Annotated in this window: 11 protein-coding genes; 3 read left to right on the top strand and 8 right to left on the bottom strand. The window is 70.2% G+C overall.

Annotation, left to right across the window (positions count from 1 at the left end):
- The 3 genes from ACFQ27_RS19770 to hemN form a co-directional block, all read left to right on the top strand.
- Positions 1-741, top strand: a 741-nt coding sequence (locus ACFQ27_RS19770; protein ID WP_377354781.1) for an HAD-IC family P-type ATPase, incomplete at its 5' end; no start/stop codon positions are given.
- A complete protein-coding gene (gene ccoS / locus ACFQ27_RS19765) occupies positions 738-893 on the top strand; it encodes a cbb3-type cytochrome oxidase assembly protein CcoS (RefSeq protein WP_374343379.1) in 156 nt (51 codons plus the stop codon). The genes ACFQ27_RS19770 and ccoS, both read left to right, overlap by 4 nt.
- Positions 894-1102: 209 nt before the next feature.
- Positions 1103-2488, top strand: a complete 1386-nt coding sequence (gene hemN / locus ACFQ27_RS19760) for an oxygen-independent coproporphyrinogen III oxidase (RefSeq protein ID WP_377354780.1) — start codon at positions 1103-1105, stop codon at positions 2486-2488.
- 55 nt (positions 2489-2543) lie between these two features.
- Here hemN and ACFQ27_RS19755 read toward each other — a convergent pair whose 3' ends face one another.
- The 8 genes from ACFQ27_RS19755 to ACFQ27_RS19720 form a co-directional block, all read right to left on the bottom strand.
- Positions 2544-2939, bottom strand: coding sequence for a response regulator (locus tag ACFQ27_RS19755; protein ID WP_374343375.1), 396 nt, complete (start codon positions 2937-2939; stop codon positions 2544-2546).
- A 56-nt stretch (positions 2940-2995) separates the two neighbouring features.
- Positions 2996-3598 (bottom strand): response regulator FixJ, encoded by a 603-nt coding sequence (fixJ, locus tag ACFQ27_RS19750; RefSeq protein ID WP_374343373.1) that lies wholly within the window; start codon positions 3596-3598, stop codon positions 2996-2998.
- Positions 3591-5099 carry a PAS domain S-box protein gene (locus ACFQ27_RS19745; protein WP_377354779.1) on the bottom strand — a complete coding sequence of 503 codons (1509 nt, stop codon included), beginning with the start codon at positions 5097-5099 and terminating at the stop codon, positions 3591-3593. Before ACFQ27_RS19745 ends, fixJ begins: the two co-directional genes overlap by 8 nt.
- Positions 5100-5141: 42 nt before the next feature.
- Positions 5142-5966, bottom strand: coding sequence for a universal stress protein (locus ACFQ27_RS19740; protein ID WP_377354778.1), 825 nt, complete (start codon positions 5964-5966; stop codon positions 5142-5144).
- A 52-nt stretch (positions 5967-6018) separates the two neighbouring features.
- A complete protein-coding gene (locus ACFQ27_RS19735) occupies positions 6019-6672 on the bottom strand; it encodes a helix-turn-helix domain-containing protein (RefSeq protein WP_374343367.1) in 654 nt (217 codons plus the stop codon).
- A 139-nt stretch (positions 6673-6811) separates the two neighbouring features.
- Positions 6812-8833 (bottom strand): glucans biosynthesis glucosyltransferase MdoH, encoded by a 2022-nt coding sequence (mdoH, locus tag ACFQ27_RS19730; protein WP_377354777.1) that lies wholly within the window; start codon positions 8831-8833, stop codon positions 6812-6814.
- A gap of 319 nt (positions 8834-9152) precedes the next feature.
- The gene (locus tag ACFQ27_RS19725) at positions 9153-9827 is read right to left on the bottom strand and encodes a DUF998 domain-containing protein (RefSeq protein WP_374343363.1); all 675 of its coding nucleotides are present in this window, start codon (positions 9825-9827) and stop codon (positions 9153-9155) included.
- A complete protein-coding gene (locus tag ACFQ27_RS19720; protein WP_377354776.1) occupies positions 9824-10981 on the bottom strand; it encodes an acyltransferase family protein in 1158 nt (385 codons plus the stop codon). Before ACFQ27_RS19720 ends, ACFQ27_RS19725 begins: the two co-directional genes overlap by 4 nt.
- Positions 10982-11127: the final 146 nt, after the last annotated feature.

Here is an 11127-nt window from a genome sequence, read left to right as displayed (position 1 = left end):
GCCCTGGCGGCCGAGGCCGGCCCCTGCCCCTTGGCCACCGAGGTCACCGAGACCTCCGGCCAGGGCGTTGAAGGCTGGATCGACGGCCGCCGCGCCCGCCTGGGCCGGGCCGCCTTTGTCGGCGTCGGCGAGGGCCAAGGCGGCGAGACCGAGATCTGGTTCGGCTTCGTCGGCGACACCAAGGTCCGCTTCCGCTTCTCCGACAGCCTGCGTCCCGACGCGGCGGCGACCATCGCCGCCTTGAAGGCCCGCGGCCTGGGGGTGGAGATCCTCTCCGGCGACCTGCCGGGGCCGGTGGCGGCCGTCGCCAAGGCCCTGGGGGTCGAGGACTGGCGCGCGGCCCTGTCGCCCTCCGACAAGGCCGAGGCTGTGGAGCGGCTGCAGGCGCGGGGCCGCAAGGTGCTGATGGTCGGTGACGGCCTGAACGACGCTGCGGCCCTGGCCAAGGCCCATGCCGCCATGGCGCCGGGCTCGGCGCTGAGCGCCAGCCAGAACGCCGCGGACCTGGTGTTCTCCGGCGAGGGCCTGTCCGCCGTCACCGCCGCCCTGGAGACCGCCACCCAGGCGCGCGCCCGGGCGCTGGAGAACTTCGGGTTCGCCGCCCTGTACAATATGATCGCCGCGCCGGCGGCCATGCTGGGACTGATCAACCCCTTCGTCGCGGCGTTGGCGATGTCGGGCTCGTCCCTGGTGGTCACCTTGAACGCCCTGCGGATGCGGATCGGAGGCCGAGGCGCATGAACATCTTCCTGATGCTCGCCCCCATGTCGATCTTCCTGGCCCTGGTCGGGCTGGGCGCCTTCTGGTGGACCATGCGCAGCGGCCAGTACGAGGACCCGCAGGGCGACGCCGCGCGGATCCTGACGACTGACCAGGACGACGGGCCGCTGTAACGATGGTGTCATCCCGGAAAGCGCGCAGCGCTTGTCCGGGACCCAGACGCGCGGGTTTTCCTGATAGATCGGTGTCTATGGGTCCCGGCCTTCCCCTTGCGGGGAAACCGGGATGACAGCCTTGCGCAGCATGGCTTTTGATCTGAATCACCGCACTGCGCGCCCGCCGGCGCCACTAAGGCTCCAGACGCCAATCTGGAGCTTTCCCCATGTACGCCGCGCATCCGCCGCAGGTGACCCGTCCGGACCTGATGGCCCTGGTCGAGAAGTATGACGGCCGCGCGCCGCGCTACACCAGCTATCCCACCGCCGTGCAGTTCAATCCCGGCGTGGATGTCGCCACCTATGAGGCCTGGCTGGCGGCCCTGCCGGCGGATGAGGCGGTGTCGGTCTATGCCCACATCCCGTTCTGCGGCCGGCTCTGCTGGTTCTGCGGCTGCAGCACCCGGGCGGTGAACCGGCACGAGCCGGTCTCCGAATACGCCAAGTTGCTGGTCGAGGAACTGGGCCTGGTGCGCAAGGCCCTGGGCGCGACCCGGCCGGCCAAGGCGGTGCACCTGGGCGGCGGCACGCCCAACATGCTGTCGCCGGACGATATGGAGATCCTGTTCGGGGCCATCGCCGAGACCTTCGCCCTGCGCGACGACGCCGAGGTCGCCGCCGAACTGGACCCCGCCACCCTGACCCGCGACTGGGTGCAGGCCGCCGGCCGTCACGGGTTGAACCGCGCCAGCCTGGGGGTGCAGAGCCTGTCGCCCCAGGTGCAGGCGGCGGTGAACCGCAAGGAGAGCTACGAGGAGGTGGCCCGCTGCGTCTCCTGGCTGCGCGAGGTGGACGTCGGCTCGGTGAACATCGACCTGATGTATGGCCTGCCGCACCAGACCTCGATCAACATGGTCGAGACCCTGGACCGGATCATCGGCCTGCGGCCCGAGCGCCTGGCCCTGTTCGGCTATGCGCACGTACCGTGGATGAAGGCCCACCAGCAGCTGATCGACGAGGCGGCCCTGCCGGGGCCGATGGAGCGGCTGGACCAGAGCGAGGCTGCGGCTGAACGCCTGATCGCGGCCGGCTATGTTCGGATCGGCCTCGACCACTTCGCCCTGCCGGGAGACGAGCTGGCCATCGCCCTGGCCGAGGGCCGGCTGCACCGGAACTTCCAGGGCTATACGACCGATGACGCCGGCGCCCTGATCGGGGTCGGCGCCTCGGCCATCGGCTTCCTGCCGCAAGGCTTCGTGCAGAACGCCGCCCAGGAGCTGCCCTGGCGCAAGGCGATCGCCGAGGGGCGCCTGGCCACGGCCCGGGGCGTGGCCTTGAGCGACGAGGACCGGTTCCGCGGCGAGATCATCGAGCGGTTGATGTGCGACCTGAAGGCCGACCTCTCCGAGCTGTGCGCCCGGCACGGCCGCGAGGTCGAGGTCCTGGCCCCGGCCCTGCGCCGGCTGCGCGACTTCGAGGATGACGGCCTGGTCCGCCTGGACGGCGCATGCGTGCAGATCACCGAGCTTGGCCGGCTGCTGGTGCGGTCGGTGTGCGCGGTGTTCGACGCCTATTTCGAGCCCGAGGCGGGCCGGCATTCGAAGGCGATCTGAGGCCGGGACGACCTCAAGTCAGGACGATCGGGGGGCGGCCGTTAAGGCGGCCCCCTTACTCCGCGGCGATGGCGGCGGTGATGTGGGCCGTCAGGGTGTCGCCCAGCAGGGGCTTTTCCACGATCCGGGCCTCGACCCGCTTCGCGGCTTCGCGCACCGCCGGGGGCGGATTGCTGGTGATCAGCAGGGCCGGCAGGCCGACGCCGCGGCTGCGAAGCTGGCGCAGGGTCTCGACCCCGGTCACGCCCGGCAGGTTCTGGTCCAGCACCAGGCAGGCGCCGGTGTGGGGCAGGTCCCCGAGCCGCAGCAGGGCCTCGCCGCTCTCCATGGCGACCACCTCGAACCCTTCCAGGTCCAGGGAAAACTCCAGCGACATGCGCAGCGCCGGATCGTCGTCCACGAGCAGGACGCGCGGGCGCGGATCAGCCAGGATGGTGAGCGTCGCAGACATTTGGCGCCGACCCTGCCAGGAGCCCCGGCGGGCCGCTTTGATTCAGCGCAAATCGCTCAGAGGCCGACGACCATGGCCATGCGGACCAGGTCCGAGACGGCGTTGGCCCGGGTCTTGGTCATGACGTTGGCGCGGTAGACCTCGACCGTGCGCGGGCTGATCCCCAGCTCGTGGGCGATGACCTTGTTCGGCTTGCCGGCCACAACGCCCTTGAGCACGTCGCGCTCGCGCGGCGACAGCTGGTCCAGGATCTCGTTGATCCGCTTGGCCTCGGCCAGGTGGGATTCGCTCTGGGCCAGGCCGTCCAGACAGCGCCGGATGGTGGCCAGCAGCACGTCGTCGCTGAACGGCTTTTCCAGGAAATCAGCGACGCCGGCCTTCATGGCCTCGACCGCCAGCGGCACGTCGCCGTGGCCGGTGATGACCACGATGGGCAGGGAGTTGCCCCGCGCGCGAAGTTCACCCACGAGCTCCAGGCCGTTCATGCCCGGCATGCGGATGTCGGTGACGATGCAGCCGGGCTCGGCGGTGTCGGCTACAGCCAGGAAGTCCGCGGCCGCGGCGTAGGTGCGCGGGCGGAAGCCCGAGGCGTCCAGCAGGAAGTCCAGGGACTCGCGCATCGCCTCGTCGTCGTCGATCACATGCACCACGTCACTCATCGGGCGCGTAAGCCTCCTTGGGTATGGCGCGCAGGGTAAAGCGGAACACCGCCCCGCCGCCAGGGTTGGGCTCGACCCAGATCTTGCCGCCGTGGGCCTCGACGATGGTGCGGCAGATGGACAGGCCCACGCCCATCCCGGCGCTCTTGGTGGTGATGAAGGGCTGGAACAGCTTGTCGGCCACCTCGGGGCTCACGCCAGGGCCGGAATCGGCCACCGAAATCTCGACCATGTCGTCGGGCAGGGGGCGGGTGGAGACGTCGAGGCTGCGGCGGGCGCTGTCCTGCATGGCGTCGATGGAGTTGCGCATCAGGTTCAGGACGACCTGCTGGATCTGGACCTTGTCGACCAGCACCTCGCCGACGGTGGGATCGAGCCGGAAGGCCAGGCGCACCCCGAACTCCTTGGCCCCGACCATGGCCAGGGCGCCGGCTTCCTCGATCAGCTTGTGCAGGTTCTCGATGCGGCGGTCGGCCTCGCCCTTGGCCACGAAGTCGCGCAGGCGCCGGATGATCTGGCCGGCGCGCAGGGCCTGCTCGTTGGCGTTGTTGAGCGCGCCCTTGATCTTCTCCCGGTCCGGGGTCGGCGCCTCCAGAAGGCGCACGGAGCCCTTCATGTAGTTGGCGATGGCCGAGAGCGGCTGGTTCAGTTCGTGGGCCAGGGCCGAGGCCATCTCGCCCATGGAGGTCAGGCGCGAGACGTGGACCAGCTCGGACTGCATGTCCTGCAGCCGGCGCTCGGTGGCCTGGCGTTCGGACAGGTCGCGGACGAAGCCGGTGAAGTAGCGGTGCGCGCCGGAACGCATCTCGCCCACCGCCAGCTCCATGGGAAAGGTCGAGCCGTCCTTGCGCTCGCCCACCACCACCCGGCCGATGCCGATGATCCGCCGCTCACCGGTGACCAGATAGCGGTCGACATAGCCGTCGTGGGCCTCGCGGTAGGGGGCGGGCATCAGCATGGAGACATTGCGGCCCACCACCTCCTCGGCCTTCCAGCCGAACAGCCGCTCGGCGGCGGCGCTGAAGGAGTACATGCGGCCGCGCTCGTCGATGACGATCATGCCGTCAGGGACGGTGGCCAGGATGGACTGCAGGTGCGCCTCCCGCTCCTCCAGGCCCCTCAGGCCCTGGGCGGCCAGGCGGGCGGCGCGCTGCACCCGCCAGCCGCCATAGGCGATGGCCGGGCCAAGCACGAGGAAGACGGCGGTCTCGATGACGTCGGCGGGGCGCGCCATCAGGTCGGGTCCGGTGAGGGCCAGGCCCGCGGCCAGGCTGAGCGCCGTGGCGACCAGGGCCGGACCCGCGCCGCCCAGCAGGGCCGCGACCAGCACGGAGGGCACAAACAGCAGGAAACCGGGATGGACGCCGAAGGTGGGCTCCAGCGCCACCCTCAGGGCCAGGAACAGGCCCCAGGCCGCCAGCGCCGCCACATAGGGCGGCAGTCGGCGCAGCAGGCTGACGAGGCCGACGTCGGTGGATCCGCTGACCGTCCCTTCGAACATGGGGTCATCCGGTAGGGGGGAACGGCGTCTCGTGCAAGCCAGCTAGTGGCTGAGCAGGACAAAGCGTTCCGGGCGGCGCAGCAGGCCGCGGGTGACGCCGCCGAACACCCACTCGTTCAGGCGGTGGTGGCCATAGGCGCCAGAGACGATCAGGTCGGCGTCGATGGCCTCGGCCTCGATGTTCAGCTCGTCGCAGACCCGGTCGTCGTCGCCGGCCCGGACCTTGGCGCGGGCCTTGACCCCGTGGCGCAGCAGGTGGGCGGCCACCTCCTCGGTGCGGAAGGCGGCGCCCTCGGCGTCGTCGCGGCCGCAGATCTCGTAGACCACCACCTGGTCGGCGCGTTGCAGCAGGGGCAGGGCGTCGGCGACCGCGCGGCGGGCCTCGCGGCTGTCCTTCCAGGCGACCACGACCGCCTTGCCGCGCAGCTGGCCGCCGGCGGGCGGGGCGACCAGGACGGGCCGGCCGCTGCGCACCACCAGCTCGGCGGTGTCGACGGCGGTGTAGAGGTCGTTGTCGTCCAGGGGCGCGCCCCCGGCGACGATCAGGTCGCAGGCCAGGGCGGCGCCGGCCAGGGCGCGGGTGGGCAGGTCGCGGACGCCGCGCCATTCGCCCTCGAGGCCGTCAGCGGCTTCAGCAAACAGGGCGCGGGACAGTTCGAAGCGCCGCTCCAGCTCGGTCTGCATGACGCTGAACCACTCGGCCTGGAGCATGCCATAGGGGTCGGCGACCCCGAGGCTCGGCTCGACCTCGGCGCTCAGGGCGTCGAGGCGGGCGCCCAGGTCGCGGGCCAGGGCGGCGGCCACGGCCAGGCGCGGCTTGGCCGCGTCCAGGGGCTGGGCGTGAACGAGAAGCGTGCGGTAGGTCACGACTGGACCTCCTTGGGGGACCCTGAGCGGCTCTGAAGGCCGCCTGCGGGTGTTAGGCCGCGAGACGGGCCAGGGCGTCGTGGTTGCGGATGCGGAACTGGCGGCAGCCCTGGAACTCGACGATGGAGGCGCCCTGCAGCTGGGACAGCATGCGCGAGACGGTCTCGATGGTCAGGCCCAGATAGTCGGCCATGTCCTGGCGGCACATCGGCATGTCGACGGTGTCGGCGTCGCGGCGGTCGGCCAGTTCAGACAGGAAGGTGGCGACCTTTTCGCAGGCGGTCTTGCGGCCCAGCAGCAGCAGGTGCTCCTGGGTGCGCTGCAGCTCGCGCATGGTGGCGTCCATGATCAGGTTGGCCAGTTCGGCCTCGCCGCCGGCGGCCTTCAGGGCCGTGCGCTTCAGGACCAGGATGACGCAATCGCACAGGGCCTCGGCGGAGAAGCGATGCTCCGGGCCGGGCTCCAGGCCGAACAGGTCGCCGGGATAGTAGAAGTCGCCGATCTGGCGGCGGCCGTCGCTCATGACGCGGCTGGTGCGCACGGCGCCCGAGACCACGCGGTAGATGAGGTCGGCGTCTTCGTCCTGGCCGTAGACTTCCTCGTCCTTGGCGAAGGCCATGCGGACGCCCATGCGGTCAAGGAGATCGCCGGTCGCGCTCGCCGCAACGTGGGAGGAACGGGGTTCGATCGCGTAGGAAATGGACATCGGCGTCTCCTTGGCCATGACGGTATGGCTAAGGCCTTCGCCGAACGGCCGGTATCCGGGCCGTTCCCCTACGTATTTTCACCTAGATCAAATTTGCCCTGGATCATGGCGTCCGGTCGGACGCCGCGGGCGCGCCCAATCAGGCCCCGGCGTGGGTGCGCTGGGGCTCTGACAGCTCGCGCGCGGCGATCACGGTCAGTTCCGGGGCGTGGGTCGCCACAGAGACCAGGTCCTCGTCATGCGGACCGCCAAAGCTCACCGTGATGGGGGTGAAGCGCTGGCGCAGGGGCCGGCGGCGGCGCAGGGCCACCGGAGCCTCGCCCAGCTCTTCCGGGGTCAGCAGGAAGCCGGCGTAGCGGGCCGCGGCGCCCACATCGGCCCGCGAGGTGATCTTGGCCAGGACCGGCGACAGCAGCAGCGGCAGGACGATGGGGGCGAAGAACAGGGCCAGGTCAGGCCGGGCCAGCAGGGCCGCGGCGAACACGATGCCGGCGCGCAGCTCCCAGCGGTGATCGCGGCAGGCCTCGGCCCAGGACAGCTCGGTGGCGTTGCGCTGCTGGGTCGTCCAGCCGGCGTCACGGCCGGAGAGGATCTCCAGCACCATGCGGGTGTGGCTGACCATCATGATCGGCGCATGCACGGTGGACATGGCGGTCTCGAGGGCGGCGCCCTTCATGACCGAGGCCGCGCCGCCGAAGGTGCGGCGCTCGTCCGGGCGCAGCAGGACCAGGAGGGCGCCCAAGAGCTTGGGGCCGAACAGCATGGTCGAGGTGAGCGCCATCATGCAGATCAGGGCCAGCTGGTCATGGCGCGGCTCGGTGACCGTACGCCAGCCGTGCAGGGTCATGATCTCTTCCAGCTTGGGCTGGGTGTTGAACTGGATGATCAGGCCGGTCAGCAGGGACAGGAACCACAGGGGCGAGGCCAGGTAGGCCATGCAGCCGATGACCATCTGCAGGCGGCTGACCCAGTGCAGGCCCGGCGCGAAGATCAGCTGCAGGTGCTGCATGTTGCCCTGCGCCCAGCGGCGGTCGCGGCTGAGGAAGTTCTGCAGGTTGGGCGGGGTCTCCTCGAAGGAGCCGCCCAGGGCCGCGGTGACGTGCACGCCCCAGCCGCCACGACGAAGCATCGAGGCCTCGACCACGTCATGGCTCATGATGTGGCCGCCGAAGGGCTTGGCGCCCGGCAGGATGGGCAGGCCGCAGCATTCGGCGAAGGCGCGAACGCGGACGATGGCGTTGTGGCCCCAGTAGCTGGCTTCCGAGCCCGACCACCAGGCCAGGCCGGCGGCGGCCACGCGGCCGTACATGCGCACGCCGAACTGCTGGACGCGGGCGTAGAAGGTCTCGGCGTTGATCACCGCGGGCGTGGTCTGGATCAGGCCCACGTCCGGCTTGCGCTCCATGGCGTCGACCAGGTGCAGGATGGTCTCGCCCGACATCATGGAGTCGGCGTCCAGGATGATCATGTGGGCGTAGGCGCCGCCATGGTTCTGGACCCAGTCAGCGATGTTGCCGGCCTTGCGCTCGGTGTTCTTCGGCCGGCGGCGATAATAGGTGCGCGCGCGGGCGGTGAGGCGGAACGACTGGAAGGCGTCCCACTCGGCCTCGGCGACGGCGGCCTTGGTGGTGTCGGACAGCACGAAGATGTCGAAGGCGCCGGAGGCGTCCAGCTCGGCCAGGGACTGGTCGATGCGCGCCAGCCGCCCAAAGGTCGCTTCAGCGTCCTCGTTGTAGAGCGGCATCAGCAGGGCGGTGCGCACCTTGGGCCGACGGGCGACGGGGCGGAACTCCATCTCGTCGGCGCCGCCGCGGGTCTGCATCAGGATCACCCCGGCGGTCGCGCTGACGAACCAGGCGGAGATCGGGAAGATCAGCAGGGCGAACAGGACCAGGGCCAGGGTCTCAAGACCCGTGAAGCCGTCCTCGGCATAGACCCGCGCGGGCGTCAGGAAGGCCAGGCCCGACAGCAGGAAGGCGCAGGCGAAGAAGATGGTGCGCCGAAGGGCGACATTGTCCGGCGAGGTCGACGGCTGGTGATCGACCGCCTCGGCGCCCAGGGTCTGGCGCGGCATGTCGAGGGTGGCTGGCGCGGGCATCCAGCGACGATCTTCTTCCCGCAGGTCCGGGAAGACGTCGATGCGCGCAGCAAGGGGGCTCATGCCGTCCATCAGAACCGCCGGTTGTCTCTTTGAAGCGCTACGGCCCCGACGTCGCCCACCCGCGTCGCCCAGCACACCGATCACGCCATGATCACGGATATGTTATGCTGCAATGCGAGGGTCACAAGCAAGCGTCTTGATCACTCGCCTGTGAACGAAATTTTCTCATTCCGGCGCCGCATTTTCGATCTCCGCCGCCCAAGGGCGACGCAGCGTCGGCTTGTCCCTTGAAACTCATCACGAAATCGCGAGCGACGGCGAAGCTCGGCCGAAAAGTCCATCAATGTCCGCCGCTTGAAAAAATCTGAGACTCTTCGCCTCAGTCGGCGTCCGCCTCGTGGGCGAGGTGCATCAGGCGCCGTTCCAGGACCCAGGCGGCGACCCCGGTCCAGCCCACCAGGACGATGGCGAAGGCCCGCTCCCACCAGCCGACATTGAGGTCGTTGACCATGCCCTTGAACACCAGGTGCTTGGTGATGACGGTGAGCACGGCCATGGCCGCGAAGACCCCGGCCAGGAACCAGCGCAGGCGGGTCATGCCGTCGACCTTGGACAGGCCCCAGATCAGGCAGACCGGGGCGATCTGGATGCCCAGGCCCAGGTTGATCGCCAGGTGCCGGGGGTCCGGATAGACGTAGTAGCTGGAGATGATCATGCCGACGCCCGCCAGGGCGAAGCAGAGGGCGATCAGGGCCGCGGCGATCCGCGAGCCGCCAAGGGCGACCACGGCCAGGGCGAAGCCGAACCCGGCCGCCATGGCCCCGGCGCCGGAAATGGCCACGCCGAAGTTGAAGATGAACGGGAAGCGGGCCTTGGCGCCGCCCAGGTCGCTCAGGAACTGCCGGGCGTGGTCGAAGCCGGGATAGGCGGCGACGGCGATCAGCACCGCGACAAAGGCGAAGATCGGCGCGGCCACCCCGATGTGCAGCAGGATGCGGCGACGGCGGTAGCGGGCGGGCGCCTCGGCGGCGAAGGGCGGCGGATAGGCGGTCATGCGATCTTCGCTGCGGCTGGGGTCCCGCGCGCCCTGGGCTTCAGACCCCAGAGCGGCCGGATCGGTCCGATACGACGGACAATCTCGTAGACCAGGAGGCTGCCGCCAAGAGTGATGCTGACCAGCAGGGCCGCCTCGGTCCCGGCGGGCAGGTCCAGAGGCTTCAGGTGGTGGGCGGCGATCACCAGGATGGTCTGGTGGGCCAGGTAGCAAGGGAAGACCGCGTCGGTGAGGTAGCGCAGGACCGGACCCTCGGCGCCGCGGATGTGGCGGCTGGCGAAGCCTAGCACCGCGCAGATGGTGGCCCACTGGTCGATGGCGAAGGCGAGGTTCTTGGGCAGGCCGGCGAGGGCGAGGCCCGCCGGATGCGCCTCAAGCCAGATGAGCGCGGGCAGGGCCAGGACCGCCACCGCCAGGGCCGGCCAGCGCCAGCGCTCGAACTCGGCCCAGGCCTTCGCGCTGGGGGCCAGGGCGAAGCCCATGAGGAATACCCCGAAGGACATGGCGTGATTGTACCAGTCGCCGTCGAGGTGGTTGGTGATGCCCAGGTGGGCGAACATCAGCTGGCGGGTCACCGCCAGGTAGGCGATGGGCGCCAGGAACAGGCGCGGTCCGGTGATCACCCACTCGAAGGCCGCCTGCAGGGCCTCGACCAGCCGGGGACTGGCCAGGAGGACTACGGCGGCCAGGCTGTAGACCATGATGTATTCGACGAACCACAGGTGGTTCAGGGGGATGCCGTCGGCGAACCCCGCCGGACTGAACTCGTGCAGCCACCAGCCGACGAAGCTGCCGTCCCACCAGCCCTTCTCCATTGCCTCAGTGAAGGACTGTGGCGGCACCAGCACCAGGACCCCGAACAGGAAGGGGGGCAGCAGCCGCTCGGCCCGGGCGCGCAGCACCTGGCCGGCGCTGCGACGGCGGCTCATGAAGCGCAGGGCCACGCCGGAGACCAAGAACAGCAGGGTCAGGCGCCAGGGATTGGTCACCAGGGCGGCGTAGCGCAGCCACTCGAAGGTGTGCGGGCTGTGCACGTGCCAGTCCCACGGGGCGTAGACCAGACCCACATGGTAGAGGATCAGGATGCCGAAGGCCGCGACACGGATCCAGTCGATGTCAGCGCGGCGGGCGAGGGGGGAAGCAGGCTCGGACACGAGCCTCCCTATGCGGTCAAAGCCCAGTCCTGTCCATGAGCCAGACGCCGCGTCGCGCGCAGCGGCCTAAGGCTGCGGCTTGGGCGCCTCGGCGGGCTCGGGCGCAGGCGCCGCGGGTTCGGCGCTGACCGGCGGGGCGGGCGCAG

It is taken from the genome of Phenylobacterium conjunctum, from assembly GCF_042679085.1.
GTDB lineage: Bacteria > Pseudomonadota > Alphaproteobacteria > Caulobacterales > Caulobacteraceae > Phenylobacterium > Phenylobacterium conjunctum.
This window is presented reverse-complemented; position numbering and strand designations above follow the sequence as displayed.

Excerpts from the sequence above, each read along its gene's own strand:
- ccoS (WP_374343379.1), top strand. The coding sequence starts at position 738 with ATGAACATCTTCCTGATGCTCGCCCCCATGTCGATCTTCCTGGCCCTG.
- hemN (WP_377354780.1), top strand. The coding sequence starts at position 1,103 with ATGTACGCCGCGCATCCGCCGCAGGTGACCCGTCCGGACCTGATGGCC.
- ACFQ27_RS19755 (WP_374343375.1), bottom strand. The coding sequence starts at position 2,939 with ATGTCTGCGACGCTCACCATCCTGGCTGATCCGCGCCCGCGCGTCCTG.
- fixJ (WP_374343373.1), bottom strand. The coding sequence starts at position 3,598 with ATGAGTGACGTGGTGCATGTGATCGACGACGACGAGGCGATGCGCGAG.
- ACFQ27_RS19745 (WP_377354779.1), bottom strand. The coding sequence starts at position 5,099 with ATGTTCGAAGGGACGGTCAGCGGATCCACCGACGTCGGCCTCGTCAGC.
- ACFQ27_RS19735 (WP_374343367.1), bottom strand. The coding sequence starts at position 6,672 with ATGTCCATTTCCTACGCGATCGAACCCCGTTCCTCCCACGTTGCGGCG.
- mdoH (WP_377354777.1), bottom strand. The coding sequence starts at position 8,833 with ATGAGCCCCCTTGCTGCGCGCATCGACGTCTTCCCGGACCTGCGGGAA.
- ACFQ27_RS19725 (WP_374343363.1), bottom strand. The coding sequence starts at position 9,827 with ATGACCGCCTATCCGCCGCCCTTCGCCGCCGAGGCGCCCGCCCGCTAC.